The 20,149-nt window shown below is 57.0% G+C and carries 17 protein-coding genes; all 17 read right to left on the reverse strand.

The window, feature by feature from the left end:
- Positions 1 to 19 precede the first annotated feature (19 nt).
- Positions 20 to 220 (reverse strand): glutamate decarboxylase, encoded by a 201-nt coding sequence (locus tag ATW55_RS01820; protein WP_067711448.1) that lies wholly within the window; start codon positions 218 to 220, stop codon positions 20 to 22.
- Positions 221 to 293: 73 nt separating this feature from the next.
- Entirely contained in the window at positions 294 to 1,520 is a 1,227-nt protein-coding gene (locus ATW55_RS01825) for an NAD(P)-dependent malic enzyme (protein WP_067711451.1), read from the reverse strand.
- Positions 1,521 to 1,606: 86 nt separating this feature from the next.
- Positions 1,607 to 5,233, reverse strand: a complete 3,627-nt coding sequence (gene dnaE, locus ATW55_RS01830) for a DNA polymerase III subunit alpha (RefSeq protein WP_153004975.1) — start codon at positions 5,231 to 5,233, stop codon at positions 1,607 to 1,609.
- Positions 5,234 to 5,425: 192 nt separating this feature from the next.
- Positions 5,426 to 6,706, reverse strand: coding sequence for a DRTGG domain-containing protein (locus ATW55_RS01835; protein ID WP_336433206.1), 1,281 nt, complete (start codon positions 6,704 to 6,706; stop codon positions 5,426 to 5,428).
- 142 nt (positions 6,707 to 6,848) lie between these two features.
- Positions 6,849 to 7,313, reverse strand: a complete 465-nt coding sequence (locus ATW55_RS01840; protein ID WP_067711457.1) for an Lrp/AsnC family transcriptional regulator — start codon at positions 7,311 to 7,313, stop codon at positions 6,849 to 6,851.
- 13 nt (positions 7,314 to 7,326) lie between these two features.
- Entirely contained in the window at positions 7,327 to 9,294 is a 1,968-nt protein-coding gene (locus ATW55_RS01845) for a bifunctional homocysteine S-methyltransferase/methylenetetrahydrofolate reductase (RefSeq protein ID WP_082685446.1), read from the reverse strand.
- Positions 9,295 to 9,379: 85 nt separating this feature from the next.
- A complete protein-coding gene (locus tag ATW55_RS01850) occupies positions 9,380 to 10,144 on the reverse strand; it encodes a TSUP family transporter (RefSeq protein ID WP_067711460.1) in 765 nt (254 codons plus the stop codon).
- 57 nt (positions 10,145 to 10,201) lie between these two features.
- Positions 10,202 to 10,702, reverse strand: a complete 501-nt coding sequence (locus ATW55_RS01855) for a helix-turn-helix domain-containing protein (RefSeq protein WP_067711463.1) — start codon at positions 10,700 to 10,702, stop codon at positions 10,202 to 10,204.
- A 54-nt stretch (positions 10,703 to 10,756) separates the two neighbouring features.
- Positions 10,757 to 11,692 carry a type I phosphomannose isomerase catalytic subunit gene (locus ATW55_RS01860; RefSeq protein ID WP_067711466.1) on the reverse strand — a complete coding sequence of 312 codons (936 nt, stop codon included), beginning with the start codon at positions 11,690 to 11,692 and terminating at the stop codon, positions 10,757 to 10,759.
- Positions 11,693 to 11,733: 41 nt separating this feature from the next.
- Entirely contained in the window at positions 11,734 to 13,452 is a 1,719-nt protein-coding gene (locus ATW55_RS01865; RefSeq protein WP_067711470.1) for a phospho-sugar mutase, read from the reverse strand.
- Positions 13,422 to 14,870 (reverse strand): amidase, encoded by a 1,449-nt coding sequence (locus tag ATW55_RS01870; protein ID WP_067711473.1) that lies wholly within the window; start codon positions 14,868 to 14,870, stop codon positions 13,422 to 13,424. The genes ATW55_RS01865 and ATW55_RS01870 overlap by 31 nt, the downstream gene beginning before the upstream one ends.
- Positions 14,857 to 16,083, reverse strand: a complete 1,227-nt coding sequence (locus ATW55_RS01875; protein ID WP_067711476.1) for an aspartate kinase — start codon at positions 16,081 to 16,083, stop codon at positions 14,857 to 14,859. The genes ATW55_RS01870 and ATW55_RS01875 overlap by 14 nt, the downstream gene beginning before the upstream one ends.
- Before the next feature lie 164 nt (positions 16,084 to 16,247).
- A complete protein-coding gene (locus tag ATW55_RS01880) occupies positions 16,248 to 16,859 on the reverse strand; it encodes a PspA/IM30 family protein (RefSeq protein WP_067711479.1) in 612 nt (203 codons plus the stop codon).
- 7 nt (positions 16,860 to 16,866) lie between these two features.
- Positions 16,867 to 17,682: a heavy metal-binding domain-containing protein gene (locus tag ATW55_RS01885; protein WP_067711483.1), complete on the reverse strand. Its 816-nt coding sequence runs from the start codon at positions 17,680 to 17,682 to the stop codon at positions 16,867 to 16,869.
- Between the two features lie 4 nt (positions 17,683 to 17,686).
- A complete protein-coding gene (locus ATW55_RS01890) occupies positions 17,687 to 18,679 on the reverse strand; it encodes a heavy metal-binding domain-containing protein (protein ID WP_067711486.1) in 993 nt (330 codons plus the stop codon).
- A 29-nt stretch (positions 18,680 to 18,708) separates the two neighbouring features.
- A complete protein-coding gene (locus tag ATW55_RS01895; protein WP_067711489.1) occupies positions 18,709 to 19,089 on the reverse strand; it encodes a hypothetical protein in 381 nt (126 codons plus the stop codon).
- A gap of 169 nt (positions 19,090 to 19,258) precedes the next feature.
- A complete protein-coding gene (locus ATW55_RS01900) occupies positions 19,259 to 20,068 on the reverse strand; it encodes a hypothetical protein (RefSeq protein ID WP_153004977.1) in 810 nt (269 codons plus the stop codon).
- Positions 20,069 to 20,149 lie beyond the last annotated feature (81 nt).

The raw sequence follows: 20,149 nt of genomic DNA on the forward strand, positions 1-20,149 counted from the left end.
TCATGGACTCATCATGACTCTATCCGAGCAAAGAAGAGTGCAAAATCTCACGAAGCGTATCTCGCACGTCTTCCAATTCCGTCTCCGGGACGAGGATCTCATACTGCTGTTGCAAACCGTTCGCCGCGCGCAGCTTCACAAGAAAACCTTCTGTCGTCAAGCGGCTCTGGATCTGCTCAGCAAGGCGCAACGTATGGGCGATATAAATCACCGTCCACATTGCGCATCACCTCGCTACCCTATCTCATCGTTCATCTTACCACGGCAAAAAGAAGACGTGCAAGAAAGAAAGCCTAGCGAATGCTCGACAAAAGCCGCGTGCGCTCAGCAATCTCTGACGGTTCGACGCGAATCCGCGCAACACCTGTCGCAAGTGCCGCTTCGGCTACCGCCTGCGCCACGGCCGGCGCCACACGCGGATCAAACGGACGCGGGATCACATAATCGGCTGACAACTCATCCGCCGTCACCAGATTCGCAATCGCGTGCGCCGCGGCCACTTTCATAGCCTCATTGATTTCCTTCGCGCGGGTGTCGAGCGCCCCGCGAAACATTCCCGGAAACGCCAACACATTGTTGACTTGATTCGGATAATCCGAGCGCCCCGTGCCAATCACCAACGCACCCGCCTCGCGCGCGTCAGCCGGCGTGATCTCCGGGTCCGGATTCGCCATCGCAAAGAGGATCGGATCGCGGTTCATCGAGCGTACCATTTCCTTAGTAACCGCGTTTGCCGCAGACACACCGATGAATAGATCGGCGCCTTCTAGGGCGCGCGCCAAATCTCCCGCGATCCGCTCCGGGTTGGTCACTGCCGCAATTTTTTGCTTCAGTGCATTTAGATCCCCGCGCCCCTCATAAATCGCGCCTTTGGTGTCACACATGACGACATGCTTTGCCCCGGCTGACAAAAGAAGGTTGACTGTGGCAATTCCCGCTGCCCCCGCGCCGCTGACGACGATACGCACTTCTTCCAGCCGCTTTAAAGCCACCTTCAGAGCGTTTAGCACCGCCGCCATCGTAACGATCGCCGTGCCGTGCTGATCATCGTGAAAGACTGGGATATCGAGTTCTGCCTTTAGGCGCTCTTCAATCTCAAAGCAGTCTGGCGCCGCAATATCTTCCAGGTTGATCCCGCCAAAGGTTGGCGCGACCGACTTTACAAACGCAACGACCTCTTCGATCGTCTGCGCATCAATGCAAAGCGGCCAAGCGTCCACCCCCGCAAACGCTTTGAACAACACCGATTTCCCTTCCATGACGGGCATGGCGGCAGCCGGGCCGATATCGCCAAGTCCCAACACGGCCGTTCCATTGCTGACGACCGCGACAAGATTCGATTTCGACGTATAATCGTACACGCGCTCAGGATCGCGGTGAATCTCTTTGCAAGGCTCTGCTACTCCGGGTGAATAGGCCAGACTTAAGTCTTCTTTTGTAACCACTTTGACTTTCGGGGAGAGCGCAATCTTCCCCACCGCATCCTTGTGCAACTTCAGCGCGTCATCCCGCAACGCCATTTCCTGTCCACCCTCTCACAACGTCCACGCCCGCAAACGCTTTCGTATAAAATTGTGAAGCTATTATAGCACGCTTCTGAAAGATGTCATTTTTTTATCAATAATTCATCTGTTACACGGATCGCATCCTTTGGTAAAAGTGTAAGCAATTCACGCGCCAATGCCTTTGAGAGGTTGACGCGAACCGATTCCAGCAACCGATTTGGACCTGCGGGATAGCTAAGAATCACAGGGATGTCCCCCGGGTGGCGCACAAGAATCGCGCGCAGCGCGCGCAAGCTTTCAATGGATTGATCCAGTTCCTGGTCGATGCGAAGCCAGAGACATTTCATCGAAGGCGCGGACGCACCTGGCAGCTTTGTTTTTGTGCCAGGGTGCTTTCTGGCATGCTCCGTCTGATGCTCCGTCTGATGCTCCGTCTGATGCTCCGTCTGATGCTCCGTCTGATGCTCCGTCTGATGCTCCGTCTGCAGTGCGGGAGGGCGAGCGGGGCGTGCTACTGCGCCATCCGGTGCACTGTACGAAAAGCGCAGTGCGACAAGACCTGAAGAGCGCGCGTCTTTGCGGATCTGTATATAGCAGATTCTGCCACTGATCGGCTCTTCCCTGAGCGTTTTAAACAGCGACGGAAACAAAACGATCTCCATGCGGTCCGATTCATCCTCCACCTGCAAAAAGGCCATCGGTTCGCCGCGCCGCGTCTTTGTCTGACGCACATGAAAAAGACGCGCCACCACGTCCGTCAGCTGTGTTTTAGCACACTCCTTTGCCTGGGCGAGATCAGGGAACTGTGCAGCTTCGCGCAGCGTGCGCAGTTCTGCAAATGGGTCGCGACTGACGACAAATCCAATCAACTCACGCTCCCACGCGTCACGCTGCTCTGGAAGTTCAGGCGCGACCGGCTCATTCGAAGCGACCTTTTCAACAGCAGCCTCAGCGGGATTATCGCGCAGCGCCTCGCGCACATCCTCATCAAAAAGGGAGAGCGCCGACTCTGACCCCCGCTTTGCATGCCTCGTCTTTGCGCGTGCGCTCGGAAGTTCTCGCTCATCAAACCACCGCTTTGCCTCGGACAGCATCGCATTTCTCCCACCGAGCGCATCAAGCGCGCCAGCCTGCACCAAACTCTCGACCACCCGCCTCGTCAACACACGGCTATCTGCTCGCAAAAGCAGATCGCGCACCGATGAAAACGCCCCCGCTTCACGCAAATCAAGCAGGTGGCGCACAGCCGCATTTCCCACGTACTTGATCGCTTCAAGACTCAATCGAATCGCGACATCCCCAGACGGTGTGCGCTCCGGTTTGCACGCCTCGCCACTTTGGTTAATGTCAGGCGGCAAAACCTCAATTCCCGCGCGCCGACACGCGCTCGCGTAATGTGCCAGTTTTTCCGGATTTGCAATCTGCTCATTCATGAGCGCTGACATGAACTCCGGGCGATAATTCGCCTTAAGCGCGGCTGTGCGCACTGCGAGCACCGCATAGGCGGCCGCGTGTGAGCGATTGAACCCATAGTCCGCAAAGCGAACAATCAGGTCGTACACCCTTTCTGCGCGAAGCGCCGGAACGCCTTTAGACGCGCACCCTTCCAAAAACCGTCCCCGCCACTCATCAAGGACGTCCCTTTTTTTCTTTGATACCGCGCGCCGCAGCACATCGGCTTCGCCCAATGAAAATCCGGCAAGGCGCGATGCGATCTGCATGATCTGCTCTTGATAGACGAGGATGCCAAACGTCGGCCGCAGGATCGGCTCCAGTTCCGGAACCTCGTAAATTGGCGGAACCGCCCCGCTGCGAGCACGCAAAAAAGTGGGGATTTGTTCCATCGGCCCAGGCCGATACAAGGAGATGACAGCGATCAGATCCTCCATGTCGCGCGGTTTCATCTCCCGCAATACGTGCTTGACACCCGGCGATTCGAGTTGGAAACAGCCATCCGTATCCCCTTGTGATAGCAACTCGATCGCCGCGTCATTCAGTGTAAGATCCTCGACGCGCACGCGCTCACCGCGCACATCGTAGATATGAGAAATGGTGCGGTCGCACAGTGTCAACGTCTTTAGTCCGAGAAAATCCATCTTCAAAAGCCCCAACGCCTCAACATCTTCCATTGCATACTGCGTGACACGCACCTCGTCCGCCCCGGCCATAAGCGGCACAAGATCAGTCAGCGGCCGCGGCGAGATGACGACGCCTGCCGCGTGAATCGATGCGTGGCGCGGCAGGCCTTCGATGCCGAGTGCCAACTGCACCACACGCTGCATCGTCGGATCGTGCGCGACGCGCTGCGCAAGTGCCTTGTCTTCTCGCAGCGCGTCAGCAAGTGTCATGCCAGGCCCGGTAGGCAGTGCGTCAAGCAGTGGTTTTAGCGCACCTGCAGCGATACCAAGCACGCGCGCAACATCGCGCACGGCGGCGCGCGACGCAAATGTCCCGAGTGTCCCAATGTGCGCGACATGATCGAACCCGTATGTCGACGCGACATATGCGACCACCTCGTGGCGACGCTCCGTTTCAAAGTCGATGTCAATATCGGGCCATGAAACGCGCTCCGGATTCAAAAAGCGTTCAAACAACAGATCGTGCAAAAGCGGGTCCACATCTGTAATTGACAGCACGTAAGAGACCAGACTGCCAGCCGCCGATCCACGACCCGGCCCTGTCGTGATGCCCTGCCGTCGGGCATAGCGCATGAAGTCCCAGACGATGAGAAAATATCCCGAGAACCCCATTCGTTCAATCACCGCAAGCTCATAGTGAAGCCGCTCCCTATACGCATCGGTAGGGTGTGCAACACGGCGCGGCAGGCGATCGAGCGCCAGCTTCTCAAGTGCCTGCGCCTCGGTCATCCGCTCCGGCAAGGCGTAACGCGGCATCGCGAAGGACTGTGCCGGAATCTTTGCCTGACAGCGCTCCGCCACCTCTACGGTCATCGCGAGCGCTTCCGGGCAATCTGCGAAAAGCGCCGCCATCTCATCGCGCGTGCGAAAATGAAAGCTTGCACCGCGCGGGCGCAGCGACGCAGCCTCTGCGAGTGTGACACCTTGTTCAACGCCTGCCAGCACGTCGATCAGGCGAATGTCAGGCGGGGCCATGTGTCGCACTGGGCTTGTCCCAACCATCGGCAGTTTTGTCTTTCGCGCAAGCACCCGCAGTCGCTCGCCGCGCTCGCGCTCATCAGCCTGTCCACATCTTGCCATCTCAAGATAAACCGCATCCCGGCCAAACGCCTCGACGTAAGCCGCAAGACTGCGCAGTGCCTCTCGTTCATCATTTTGCGAAAGCGCCATTTCCACGGGCCCTTCGCGATCTCCCGTCAAACCGATCAGACCGCGGGCGTGTTCAAACAGCGTCTGCTCCGTAATGCGTTTTAAGTCAAGCGGATCAAAAGAGGCAGCGGTGGCGAGCTGCATGAGTTGACGGTAACCCTCATCCGATTGTGCAAACACGCTCACTTCGCGCGTCTGCATAAAAACGCGACGGCGGTCACGTTCGTCTAGCGTCGGCGCGACACGCACCGTCAGGCCAAGCAGCGGACGCACGTTTTGCTCCGAAAGTTCGCGCGCGACCGTGGGAAGTCCAAAAAGTTGAAATCGATCGACCACCCCTAGCGCCGACATTCCTTGTGAAAATGCAAACGCGCCTAACTCTTTGGCGCGCGCGGCGCTGTAGAGAAGGCTGTATTCACTGTACGTTCGCAGATGAATCATCGGTCTTTCGTCTCCGTTTCTTTCAAAACCGCAATAGACAGTGACTTGACTCTCTCGCGCCACCGTCTGCGAGAAAAAATATCGACGACCGCGCCGATATTTCGGGATAACCACCCGCTGTTTGCGCCAAAGATCCGATCACTTTAATTTGCGACGCGAATGCTGTCGATCACCGCTCCAACATTTGAATGGTCAAAAGCGCTTTTCCCACCAGTCGCTCTGGCGAAAGAGTTCAACATCCACTTTTCCCATCTTGCGCCCAACATCCACCACACGCGCGCGCGCCTCAACACGCTGATCGATCTGTACAGGCTTAAGAAAATACAGTGTCGCATTTTCGATCAACATGTTCGTATCGCGGTGTCTGCGCAAAACGTTCATGCCAGCTTCACCGACGATTGTCATAAACGCACCCGGAGAGAGCCCCCCGTGCGTCGTCGACATTTGCGGTGTCACCTCACCTGCGAGTGAGAGTGTCTGCTCTTCATACGTCTCAGAAAAACGGCTGAGCACGACATCCTCCAGCGTCTCGCCCATCTGCGGCTGCTTTTGATTATATTGCAGCGCGCGAATGACATCCTGGCGACTGATGACGCCGACCAATCGGCGAAACTCAATGACCGGAAGCAGCTCCAGCCCCTCCCACACCATGAGATGGGCAGCCGAGGCGACAGACGTCTTTGGTGTCACCGAGATCGGCTGGCGGGTCATCACACGCGCAATCAGCGTGACGGGATCTTGCCCGTACACATCTTTTGCCGCGATCACACCTGTCAGTTTGCCGTCTTCGCGAAGGACAGGAAAGCGCGAGTGGCCAGTTGCGCCGACCAATTCGCGATAGTCTCCTACCGTTTGTGTATCATAGAGCACAGATGGTACTTGGCTTCCGAGAATATCCTCGACAAGCAAGATGTCTTTTTTAATGAGCCGATCATAGATCGCCCGATTGATCATGGAGGCGACCGAAAAGGTGTCGTACGTCGAAGAGATGACTGGAAGTTCGAGACGGTCTGCCAGTTCGGTCACGCGGGCGCTTACCGTAAATCCTCCCGTGACAAGAACCGCCGCACCCATTTCAAGCGCCGCAACATGCACCTCCTGGCGGTTTCCCACAATCATCAAAGACCCTGACTCCACATACTTCATCATCGCCTCAAGTTCCATCGCGCCAATGACGAATTTGTGGAGTGTCTTGTGTAGACCGCCGCGCCCGCCGAGTACCGAGCCGTCAACGATGTTGACCACTTCTGCAAACGTGAGGCGGTCAATATCCCTGCGCTGCTTTCGCTCAATGCGCACAGTCCCCACACGCTCAATCGTGGACACCATGCCCTGTCCTTCCGCTTCCTTAATCGCGCGATAAGCTGTTCCTTCACTTACACCTAACTGTTTCGCAATCTGTCGCACTGAGATTCTGTATCCGACCGGGAGTCCTTCAATATGTTGCAAGATCTGATCGTGCTTTGTTAACAACGGCGCTCCCCCTTGTATTACGTCAGCATCTATTATACAACAGCACAAATAGAAAAAAAGCCCACCTCAGCGCGGGCTTTACAATTTAGTAGGACAGTTACGATCAATCAATGAAACGTGGCAGTGATTCTCAATAAAAACCTTATAGCCACGTATACGAATCGCGGACAATTTTTAATTGAAGCGAGAGCTCTGCCTTTTGGATTCCTTCAATCGTGGACAAGTTCTGATTGACAAATTCCAGTAACTGCTCATTTGACTCTGCGTACACTTCAAGAATAATATCGTAATTCCCAGTGGTATACGCCATAAAGCGAATCTCGGGGAAGGCGGACAATTTTTCCGCCACACGCTCGCGCTCTGGAAGCGATGTCTGAAGCCCTATGATGGCGAGCGCTTTTTTGCCCACTTTGACAGGGTCGACCGCCGCGACAATGTGCAACACCCCATCGCTGATCAGTTTATTGATGCGCGCACGCACCGTGCCCTCCGAGATCTCCAGGCGATGAGCGATCTCAGTGTTTGACATCCTTCCATCCTGCTGCAAAAACCGTATAATCGCCAAACTTATTTCATCGATCGCGCATCCCTCCAAAAACGCATGCATCAAAAACGTCCTTTTAAGCGGGCGTCGAACCTGCCTGATCCATGTTGCGCGCAGTGCGTGCGACGTGCTCTACAAGACCGACCGTCATCTCATAACGCATCATCGGCGTAATGAGATAGATGCCGCGAAACCGTTTCATGGCGGCATCCACCAATTCACGCGCGATCTCGACACCAACGCTCCGTGCGTGTGCACCTGTTCCCGCCTCAGCCATCCTCTTTCGCACGTCGTCGGTCAGTGTAATCCCGGGCACCTCATTATGCAAAAACTCCGCGTTGCGCGCGCTTAACAAGGGCATGATCCCGACGAAGATGGGCACATTCACATGCGAGGTCAGATCTGCGAGGACATCAAAAAATTCCGGATCATAGATCGGCTGTGTCATGATAAAATCCGCACCCGCCTCGACTTTTCGCTCAAGGCGGCGAATCGCCTTGTCGAGATGGCGAACATGCGGATTGAACGCCGCACCGACGGTAAACCGCGCGCACTCATCAAGCGCCCGTCCGGTAAACGAACGCCCGTCGTTCAGTTGCTTGATCATCCTGATCAAATCAAAGGAAGACACATCAAACACGGACGTGGCCCCTGGAAAATCGCCAAAGCGCGACGGATCTCCCGTGATTGCCAACACCTGGCGAATTCCGAGCGCGTGCAGTCCCATGAGATGAGATTGTTGACCAATCAAATTGCGGTCGCGGCACGACATGTGAAGGAGTGGCTCAACGCCCATCTGCTTCATCATCGCGCCAAGCGCCATATTGCTCATTCTCGTGACTGCAAGTGAATTGTCTGCAAGCGTCACTGCGTCGGCGCCCGCCGCATGCAAGGCGCGCGCGCCTTCAAGAAATACATTGGGCGAGAGGTCTTTCGGCGGATCGAGTTCAACGATCACCGTATGGGTGTGCCGCGCCTTCTCGTGCACCAATTCTCCTGCACTGGCATCGTCGCTGTGCAAAACGCTCCGCTCCGCCACGCGCGGGCGACGCGCGTCAGTCCCTTCTCGCGCCGCATTACCCCCGGCTTTAACAGGGGCTGGCGCCCGTCCTGCAACAGCGTTTGCCATCGCCCGAATGTGATCAGGCGTCGTCCCGCAACAGCCACCGATGATGCGCACTCCCATCGCGTGAAAGGACTGAGCGATCTCACCAAAGTATTCAGGTTCTGACGCATAGTGATACGCGCCATCTGTGACACTGAGCAGTCCGGCATTGGGAAACACAGAGATACGGTCGGTCGCGCGCAGGTTGGCCTTTTCCAGCACGCGCAACATATCGGATGGACCGAAGCGGCAATTCAGCCCCACGATCGACGCGCCGTGATCATAAAGCCGTGCAAATGCATCGGACAGCGCCACGCCATCGCGTGTCACACCGAGATCGATCAGAGACAATTGCGCAATCGACGGAAGAACGGTAAGTGATCGCGCAACATCAAGCGCGATCTCCAATTCATCCAGATCGTAAAACGTTTCAAAAAGTAGTGCATCAGGCGCCTCTGTGAGCAGCGCCTCAATCTGTTCGCGATAAATCGCCTCGAGTTCCGCGCGAACTGGTCCCGCCGGGCGCACACCGCGCACAGAGCCGACAGTCCCTGCCACATAGGCCTGCTCTCCCGCAACTTGACGCGCGAGGCGCACAGCCGCACGGTTGATCTCGACTACTTTACCCTCTAGTCCGTAGCGCGCCAGGCCATGTGCATTCGCGCCAAAAGTGTTTGTTTCAAGAAGTGAGGCGCCCGCTTCAAGATAGGACTTGTGGACCGCAGTCACCGCGTTCGGTCGCTCAAGACAGAGCGCTTCATAGCAAATCCCGACGGGGGTCCCCATCTGATAGAGCTGCGTCGCCATTGCGCCATCGGCGATCAACACCTCGCGCTCAATGCGCGCCAAAAGGGATTCACGCTGCTGCGCGCTTACTGCTTCAGTCACTGCGGGGTGATTGGTTTGTTTTCTCTCGTGCTCTCTCTCTGACTCTCCCATGGCTCCCTCACTTCCTGCATTACTCATATCCAAGCCTAACCGTCACGCGCAATTTTTCTTAGCTTATACGGGGAACGACAAATCGTCAATGAAAGACAGTGATCCCCATTTTGATGGCAAGAATAAGTGAAACGACAACAAAGAGTGGACGAATAAACGGTACACCGCGCTTGACGGCCATCTTCGAGCCAACGCGTGCGCCGATCATCATCGCGACGCCCATCGGCAGCCCTTCCAAGAGCGCGACCTCGCCGTGCAAGGCAAAATAGAGAAGCGCCGCGATGTTGCTCGCGAAATTGAGAATACGACCGTTGCCCGCCGCAAGAACGAAATCGAACCGATATGCGCTTAGAAATAGGAAGAGAAGAAAAGAACCCGTGCCAGGACCGATGAAACCGTCGTAAAAGCCGAGCGCAAACGCGGCGATGATGGAACTGATCCGAACGCCCGCCGTCACACCCGCAAACGCGTTGACTTGACCGAGGGAGCGCCGCAAAAGCGTAAGGATGGCGATGGCAACGATTGCGAAAAAAATGGTCAACTGCAAATAGCGCTGGTTGACGTGTAAGACGGTGGTCGCCCCGAGCCACGCACCTGCGAGCGTGAATGGAATCATGCCAAAGATCAGCGACCAGTGGATGCGACCAGAGCGCATATAGGTAAACGTGCTCGTCGATGAAGCAAACGTACCTGCGAGCTTGTTCGTACCGAGCGCCGCATAAGGAGGAAGTCCGGCCCAGAGCAGCGCGGGCAGCGTGATGACGCCACTGCCGCCCACGATCGAATCAAAAAACCCGGCGATCAGGCCGCTTACCACCAAACCCGCGACAATCAAAAAACTGACGTGCAAACCATCGACTCCCTCACAGGCGTGCAAGACACCTGACGGAATCAAAAGCGCCTATCTTCACGTCGAGGATGTCGCACTGCCTGACTCACGATTTTTTTGAAGCAAACGCTGCTTGATTTCGTCCAGTTCCGCAAGGCTTTCTTCAACTTTTTTCCGCTGTTCTTCAAGGGTCAACAGGTTTTCCCGCAGGGATGCCGCACTCTTGTCGATCTCATCGAGCAAATGGGACATCTCATCAGAAGAAACCGCCTCATCGCCCGCCAGAACCTTGTACAGGCGAAGCCCGGAGAGCGCAGCGCTCGTAACGATGTTGTTTGCGGCAAATGCGATACCCGGAGCCGCTGCGCGCACACCTGCAGAACTGACGGTGGCAAGCCAATTCATCGCGCGCCCGGCCGGCGTTCCGCGACGGCGCAAAAACGATTGCAAATCCTCATCCTTGATCAGATACTTCCCACCTTGATCAACCGCCGGCAAAAGTCCCGTGCGGATCCAGCGGCGCACGGTCTCTTCAGAGACGCCCAAGCGGTACGCAACTTCGTAGGTAGTGAATTCCATGCGAATTCCTCCTGTGTGTCGTTTCCTCCATCATACGACACACACACGCACATGTCACGGCAAATGTACAATGGCGACCGTACCGCTCCCTTCAAGGACAAGCGGTTCATTTGCCTCAAGAACCCACGTCGGGTAGGGTAAGCTTCCCACTTGCGCACCTTTTGGATGGACATTTCCGCGCAGTCCCGTTACACACACGACCCCCGGCTCGCGTGTGACATGACTGACTTCCTTACCATCGACCGCAAGCAATTCAAGGGAAAAATAGGGATTGCGATCGAGCCACACACGCATATTTTCTGCAGTTGTTGCGGCAGAACGCCCGAAAAAATTCGCCGCGCTCCTCGAGGTATGATCACTTTTGCTCTCCCTGTCATCCGTTGTAAAAGCAAAGTCGATCACGTCAAGCGCCTGCGCGAGATGCAACACCCGCTTGTTGCCAGACGCATCCACCCGATCATAGTCATAAATGCGAAACGTCGTATCGGATGCTTGTTGCACCTCAAGCGCGACAATCCCTGCACCAAGCGCGTGCACCGTGCCCGCAGGAAGCGGGATGTACTGACCTGCCTGAACCGTCTCGTAGCGAAGCGCATCCTGCAGGCGCCCTTGCGCGATACACGCCTCAAGCTCCGCGCGCGTTGAAACCGTAAGCCCGCGGCAGATACGCGCGCCCGGCTCCGCGTGGAGGATGAGCCACCCTTCCGTTTTCCCAAGATCGAAAAGAGCGCGCGCTTGCTCATCGTTCGGATGAACCTGAACGGAGAGATCCGTTTTGGCGTGCAGGATTTTGATCAGCACCGGAAACCACTTGCGCTGCGGAAACAGGTCGTGGAGCGTCTGCCCGCGCTCGTCCACCGTTTGCCCCGCGGGATGGTCGGATGCGAGCCAAATCTCACCGACAGGCTGTGGCGTATCGAGATGAAACATCCGCTTGAGTTCATCACCGCCCCAGATGCGCTCTTTATAGATTGGCTGTAAGAATCTCACTGCGCCACGCTCCCCGCGTCGATCACCTGTACAGAAAAAATCTAGAAATACGGCTTCAAACGGTCGCGCACCGCCTGCTCAAGTGCATCAAGACGAGCGAACGCCGCATCGTCTGAGCTTTTGCACACACCGAGATACACCTTCAACTTTGGCTCCGTCCCCGAAGGGCGAACGGCGATCCACGCGCCGTCTTGAAACGTGAATTTCAGCACATCGGCCATCGGCAAATCGATTGCCTCCACCGCCCCGCCCACATGTGTGCGTGTGCCGCGCAAGGTATCTTCCGTGACAATCGGCCCTTCGTTTGCAACCGCAAGCGGTCGCGCGCGCAGTTCGCCCATGAGCGCCTGCATGCGCGAAACGCCTGATGCCCCGTCAAATTGAAAGCCAAGCAAGCGGTCGCGATAGTACCCATACCGCGCAAACAGGCGCGCCCGGCGCCCTGGCAGCGTCTCTCCGGCACGTTTGGCATCGGCCATCATCTGCGCAATCAACACAGACGCCTGCACACCGTCTTTGTCGCGCACAAATGGAAGCGCCAAATAGCCGACACTCTCCTCATAGCCAAACACAAAGGTCTCATCCTGCGCGTCACCGCGCTCGTGCTCATTGATCCACGCGCCAATGTACTTAAAACCTGTAAGCGTGCGCACCGTGCGACAAGCGTGCGCACGCGCGATCGCTTCACCAAAGTCGGATGTCACATGCGTGCACACGACAACCCCACGCGCCGGGAGTGCGCCTTCTTTCTCAAGTTGAGAGAGGTACGTGTCAAGGAGCATCCCGCCAATCTCATTGCCTGTGAAAAATTCGTAGGTGCCATCGGATGCGCGCGCCATGACGCCGACGCGATCCGTATCCGGGTCCGTCGCCATAATCAGATCAGCGCCCACTTCCTGCGCGCGTCTTAGCGCGCCGCGATACGCGCTGCGATCCTCTGGATTGGGACTGTCCACATGCGTAAACGCCGGGTCGAGCACTGCCTCTTGTTCAACCACGTGCACCGCAGAGAAACCGGCCTGTAAAAGCGCCGCCGGCACAACCGATCCGCCCACGCCATGCAGCGGGGTGTATACGATGATCGGGTCACTTTCAGCAAGCGGCCGCCTTCCCTGCGCGAGGACGTTCACTTCGCGCAAATAGCGCTCATCCATCTCGGCGCCAAGCAGGACCAGCCGCCCTGCCTCCTCCGCCTCTGCACGCGAAAGCACAGGAATCGCGAGCAGATCAGGCACTGCCCGAATGGCTGCTTCAATCGCCGCTGCGGCATCACTCAACACCTGGCACCCTGTCGCGTCGTACACCTTATAGCCGTTATACTCAGGCGGGTTGTGGCTCGCCGTGATCATGACGCCCGCCGCGCACCCGTTTGCGCGCACAGCGTAGGAGAGCATCGGTGTCGGGCGCGCCGCCTCGTACAAAATGGCCGTCACGCCCGCCGCCGCCGCGACACACGCCGTCTCCTCTGCAAAGCGCGCCGAGTCATAGCGCCCATCGTATCCAATCGCCACCCGCCAGTTCTCTTTCGCGGCACTTTCTTTCACGTACTGCATCAACCCAAAACTCGCGCGCCTCACCGTGTGAACGTTCATCCGGTTTTCCCCGGCGCCCATAAGCGCGCGCATCCCGCCCGTACCAAACGTAAGTTCCCCTGTAAAGCGCGCCTGCCGCTCCTCTTCGCAAAGCCCCTCAAGCTCCTGGCGAAGCTTTGTGTCGACACGCTCATCCGTCAACCAGCGCAGCAGCCTCTTTTCGCACATGTCAAATCAACCTCGCTCGCCCTTTGATTCCTCAAGACTGGCGCCTCAAGCGGGTATAACCGTTCAATCACCTCGCCGACTTGCAGCACCAAATCTTCTTGAAGCTCAGGCCCGATCAGTTGCATCCCGATCGGGAGTCCTGCGCTTGAACGGCCACACGGTACGGATAAGGCAGGGATTCCCGCCAGATTGAGCGGATTGGTCAGTCGGGTCAGATGACTTCGCACAGGCTCCTCACCGGAAGGCAACGAGACAGAACCTGCGCCAATAGGCGTTGGCAAAAAGGCAACCGTTGGTGCGAGCAAAAGATCAACATGCTCAAAGACACGCCGCATCCGCGCGCGAAGGGCATAGCGGACACGCTGCGCGCGCGCATAGTCGACCGCCGTAAAGCCGTTTCCGCGCAATAGCCGCTCACGCACATCCGCCCCGTACAGATCGCCACCGCCTGTCAAGCGCTGGTGGTGCGCGTAGAGCGCCTCACTCGTGATGATGATGTCTTGCGCACCAGGTACATCGCTCAAATCAAGGTCCATCTCCTCAATGACCGCGCCTTCGCCTGCGAGGCGTTCAAGCAACTCGTGGGCGCGCAAAACGATCTCTCGCTGGACATTCTCAAAGAAAAAGGAGCGGCTCACCCCGATGCGCACGTCTTTTGCCCCGCGTCCCAGGCGACCGCCAAACGAACGAAGCGGCGCATGCAGCGAGAGATCATCCTCAACATCAAACCCGGCGATGATATCCATGAGAAGCGCTGCGTCGCGCACCGAACGCGTGATGGGACCCGCGTGGTCAAGCGAATAGGCGAGTGGGGAAATACCGCGCACACTGACGCGACCATAGGTTGGCTTCAGGCCAAAGACGCCGCAATATGCAGCCGGAATCCGAATCGATCCCCCTGTATCCGTGCCAATCGAGGCAGGTGACAAGTCGGCCGCCACGGCCACCGCGCTGCCGCCGCTTGACCCACCGCTGATGCGCGCCGTATCCCACGGATTGCGGCTCGCGCCGTAGTGCGGGTTCTCATTGGTCGCACCAAACGCAAACTCATGCAGATTGTGCTTTCCAAGCAAATGCGCGCCCGCCGCGCGCAGCTTTACCCAAACCTCCGCATCTTCCAAAGGCACGCGCGCGCCTTCGAGTTGCGAACCAGATGTCGTGCGCACACCGCGCGTGTCGATCAGGTCCTTGATTCCAAGCGGCACGCCTTCAAGCGGTCTGCGGGCACGACCTCTGGCAACTGCGCGATCCGACTCACGCGCCGCTTCGAGCGCCTCCTCTGCGCAGACCGTGATATAACTTGAGAGTGTTTGATCATAGCGCGCAATCCGCTCTACGTAGACTCTGGTCACGTCCTCACTGCTCACATCGCCACTTGCCAAGGCGTTTCGCAGCGCCGTGAGATCACGAATGGGCATGCACGCCCTCCTCTCCAAGATGAAACGCGTCATGAACCGCGCGCATTGCCGCATCAAGGTAATCTTGCGCGATGACGCACGACACCTTGATCTCAGACGTGCTGACCATAAGCACATCGACGCCCGCGCGCTCAAGCGCCTCAAACATCCGTGCGGCAACCCCCGGATTGCTGATCATTCCGGCGCCAACAATCGAAATCTTCGACAGGCCGCGCTCCTGAACGATCGAATGGTGGCGCGTTTTTTCCGCGAGCGAGCTGCAAATGGCAAGCGCATGCGTAAGTTCGCTCTCCGCCACTGTAAACGAAACGTCCACTTCCCCCTGACGAACGATGCTCTGCACAATGACATCAACGTTCACATGTTCACTCGCGAGCGCGCCAAATACGTCTGCGAGTTGCTTCCCGGATTTTGGCATGCCGACAAGCGCGATGCGCGCAACTTCTTTTTCACATGCGACGCCTGTTACGACGCGCGCCCCTTCCATTAACATATCTCCGACAACCGTCCCTTCCGTCTCATCAAAACTGGATCGCACCACGAGCCTTATCCCGTGTCGCTTTGCCGTCTCGACCGCGCGCGGGTGAAGCACCTGTGAGCCAAGATTCGCAAGCTCCAACATCTCGTCATAGCGTAGGTGTTCAAGCTTTCGCGCCGATCGTACGCGCCGTGGGTCCGCCGTATAGACACCTGTCACATCCGTATAAATCTCACAGTAATCCGCGCGTAGCGCCGCCGCGACCGAAACGGCTGTCGTATCCGACCCTCCGCGGCCAAGCGTCGTGATCGCCGTTCCCGCGATGCCTTGAAATCCAGCGATGACAGGCACCCCGCCGCGATCAAGCAGTGCGCGCAGCGGCGCTGTTTCGATCTCTTCGATTCGCGCCGATCCGTGTGTCGCCTCCGTTTTGATTCCCGCCTGCCATCCGGTGAATGACTCTGCAACAACGCCCCGCTCGTGAAGCGCCATCGCCAAAAGCGCCGTCGTCACCTGTTCGCCTGTCGCAAGCAGCGCGTCCATTTCCCGGCGATTTGGCTGACTCGAGATCGCCTCGGCTAGACGTACCAGTTCATCCGTCGTATGCCCCATGGCAGAGACCACCACCGCACATGCATGGCCTGCCCGAACCGTTTTTAAAACGCGGTCTGCAACGGCGTTAATACGCTCCGTCGTACCGACAGATGTGCCACCAAATTTTTTCACAAAGAGCAACTCGGCCACTCCTAACCGACCCTGCACCTATCTATGTTTAGGATCATAACCTTGATTTTCTCACGTTAGTGTATCACAGAATCGAGTGATTCCTAACAAAATGAGAGGCCACAGCCGCGCACGGCAGTGACCTCCAAAACGTCCCAAGAGCAAGATGCACAAACCTACTTCTTTTGATGGTCGCGCAGCATCTGCTCAAACTCATCGTCAATCGACCGCGTGATCAAGACGCGCGCTTCAGCGACAAGCGCTTCTTCTTCCTTTTTTGCGAGCGCCTCGCGCGTGGCATCTACGAGCAGCGTCCGCGCATTTGCCGCTGTCGCCTCTGCTTTGGCGAGCCTTGTCCGCGCGTCAAGGTCTGCCCGCTTTTCGTCAAAATCATGCAACTGCTCGCGCAGATCGCGCAGCGCGACTTCGAGGCGACCGGCTTGCCGCTGGTGCACATCCCGCTTGATCCTCTGCTTTGCCAAGCGATCTGTCGCGTGCTGCTTTCTTAAAAGCCACTCTCGCGCCTCTTGTTCTTCGCCGCGCGCCACCGCCTCCTGCGCAGAAGCAAGTGCATTTGTGATTTCGGCTTCAAGACGCACAATCTCTTGGTCACAGAGTGACCGTTGGTAAGACACCTCACCCAGTGCGGCCTTGAGATCCCCCGCCTGCACCAAGAGTTGCTGACGGGCAAGCGCGAGTTGCGACTCAGGCGTGACCGCCTGTTCGCTTCGCTCGTTCACGTGGCTCTCCACGATTTTGGCAACCCTTTTAAACAAGCTCGTCGCCATCGCCCCCTTAATCGTTGAGCGAGAGAATCAATTGCGGCACCGGAATCGAGTGATCGCTCGAAGTTGGTGTGACGGCGGTTCCAACGGCAAAAAATTCGATCACATGACTTCCCCAACCGTGACTCTTCTCTTGAAGCTGCACACCGACGATACCTTCTGCCTTTTCGTTGTGCGCCTCCATCTGCATGCGCTCCATCGCGAGTTCCCGCGCGTCATAGAGCGCCTGTGTGTAATTCGCCATCTCGCAGTTCTGCCCGACGCTGCGAAGATACTGGCGAAATGACTGGTGCGCAACGTGATAGACGCAAGAACCCATGACCATAGAGAGTGGTCGGTATCCGGCGCGCAAGAGGGTCCAAAAATCTTGTCCTGACAAGTCACTTGTAAACGGCTTGCCACTCATCGTCCGAAAGTTCCCTTTCTCGCGCGAGACCACCGCCGTGCCAATCGCGATAAACTCAGCCAGATCCTCGCCCCACTCGTAACGCCCAACATCAAGACGAACACCGACGACGCCATCCGCGCCAAGCGCCTGCGCCTCTTCTTCCATGCGGCTCATCGCGAGTTCCCGCGCATGGTACATCGCCTGGCTGAGCACCTGCAACTCTTCATTCGAGCGGTAGTTTGCCTGTTGAAAACCGATGTGGTAAATGCTGCTTCCAACCACCATCCCGATCGGCTCAAACCCCGCCTCGCGCACGAGCAAGAACTCGTTTACCGAGAGGTCACTCGTAAATACACCGCCAGGATGGTTCTGATTGCGAAGCCCCTGAAGTCGCTCTAGCGCATGCTGCGGCAAATCTTTAAAGTTCGCATCTGCCATCGGCTCATCTCCCCCGTTGTCCACGAATCAATCCGTCGTTGAGCGTGATCGCAAGCTTTGGCGCGACGGGCATTTCCATCTGTGGAACATGGGAGATCACCGTGCCAACCATGAGCGCCTGCAAGATATGGTCGATAATCTCCTGATCGTCGTTTGTCGTCCCACCCGCGATCTCTTCAACGTGAAAAGAAAAATCCCCGCCAACTACGCCTGTGCCGCCGAGTCGTTTCGCGTCTTCGTGAAGCTTGTGCGTCACCGTACGCCGAATCTCGTTGACCGCGCGTGAAAAATGGCCCATTTCTTGATTGTAAAAGCTCTGCTCCTGACGAAGATCCCAAAAATCTGTGCGCACATAATAAAAAGATGCGCCAAGCGCCAAGCCGATCGGCATGACGCCGCGCGCAAGCAGTCGCACAAGATCCTGTCCAGAGACACTGCAGAGAATCGGCCGACTGGGCAGCGGGACATTCTCAAGCGTCACCGCTGTGCCAAAGCACGAGAATTCGACGACGTCATCCTGCAACTGAAAGGGAGAACGCTTTAGATCCACGCCAACCACCGCATGCGCACCGAGCGCGATGGCTTCTTGCTCCATGCGTTCTAGCGCCAGTCGTCGTCCTTCATACATCGCTTGGGTCGGCGCACGCATCTCATGCGTGTTGGTGTAATACGATAATAAGCCGTTTGGCACATACCCCACATGATAGAAGCTGCTGCCCATCACCTGCCCGAGCGGGCGAAAGCGGTACGCGCGAAGTCCCGCCCACTCACTGACTGAGAGGTCACTCGTCCACGGCAATTGACCCGACTTTTGTCGCTCCATGCGCGCTTTTGCATCATCCGGCAACCTGCCCTGCGCGAGTGCCTGTGCAGTGCGGTTGGCGCGGGCCGCCTCAGCCTCTCGCAGAGCCTTGAGATCAAGCGCAGGGGGTGGCGGACTGCTTAGTACAGGGGAAACTTGTTGATTCTTTTTGTCCCCAAACCAAAAGCGAAACACGTAACCCCTCCTCTTTCATCATCTGTGCGTTACAGGAGGAAATCTTCAAGCGCCTGGCGCGCTTCGCGGTGCACCTGCGCATACGCGGTGATTGCTTGCGAGAGTCCGTCAAGCCACTCCGTCAAGCTAAGCTCTTGCGTGGAAAGAATAATGCCGCGAACCGTTTTTGCCTTGCGCGGTACCCAGCGCCCGTGTTCTTTGACAAGCAGGTACGTGTCCGGATCAAGGTGCACCTCAATTCGATCCAAAGGATGCGCTTTTGAAAACAGGTGCGACTCGCGATGCACCGTGACAAGGGACGGGAGCGAGCGTGTCAAACGCTCTACAAGCGCCTCCAGGTACGATTCTTCATCATCATGCGCGTGGCGCCAAGTCGCCGCGCCCAGATCGAATGTCACATCTTCGGACATCATCAACCGCCCTTAACCCGTTGTTTCATCCATCGCCAGTTCATTCTATGGTTATGTACGCAATCTCTGGCGAAAAGTTTCATCAAATCTTGTATCTTTCATACACTCGCCAACGCACGCAGTGAAAAACACGTGCTGTGCACAGCACGCAATCGCCGGCACGGAAAAATTAGCGCTTTGCGCGCTGCGCCTCTTTTTCCGTGCGTTTTTTCTTCTGTGCGCGCAAATACTCAATCGCGTTGTCTGTATCAAGCCAGGCGTCGCCAAACGCCGCCGTATAGCGAATCGCTTCGGACTCGTCCCCTGGATTAAGAGTTTTTGGCAACTTATTTGGCATCACGCGCAACCCCAGAAGAAAGTCGAGAACATGCGGGTTCACTTTCTTGGCTTGAAGAAACGCCGAGCGGGCAGGCAGAGAATCTCCATAGAGTGCGAATGCGCACAAAAGACGCGCGTAGCTAAACGTCGTGGACGTGTCGCTCTCATACATTTTCAACAACCGGTCAAGCGCCTCAAAATCCTGCTTGTCCTGCAGCGCTTTAAGCAAAAGATAGCGCATCGAGAGCGGATCTTTCTCATTCAATTCGAGCGATTCAAAGAGCGTCGAAATGGCGCGATCGTGATCCCCCATATCCCACAGCACTTGCGCGAGCGCCGCACGCGCCTGCATATAGGCACGCGTCTGCGGCAGTTGCCCAAAGCGGCCGAGCCATGATTCGCGCTTCTCTTCAAACAGGCGATCGCCCGCCTGAAGCGCCTCTTCCAGATACGATCTCACCTTTTCAGGGTCATCCCCCGCCTCCTGTGCGAGCACAAGCCAAGCCTCGACGCACTCGCGCGACAGTTCAAGCGCAGCATGGGCAACTGCGATGCGTCCCGCGCGGTCAGACTGTGCAGGGATCTCTTGAAGTTTATCGATGGCTTTTGACAAGCGTTTGGTCATCTCGTCATAGGTTAAGGTCATTTGTGTCGGTTCCAAATCTTCGTCTCCCCTGACATATCGTTTCTCTTCATCATAGCGAAATGGCAGATGCAGGGCAAAGCCCACGCCGCATCTGCC

Source organism: Ferroacidibacillus organovorans, from assembly GCF_001516615.1.
GTDB lineage: Bacteria > Bacillota > Bacilli > Alicyclobacillales > SLC66 > Ferroacidibacillus > Ferroacidibacillus ferrooxidans_B.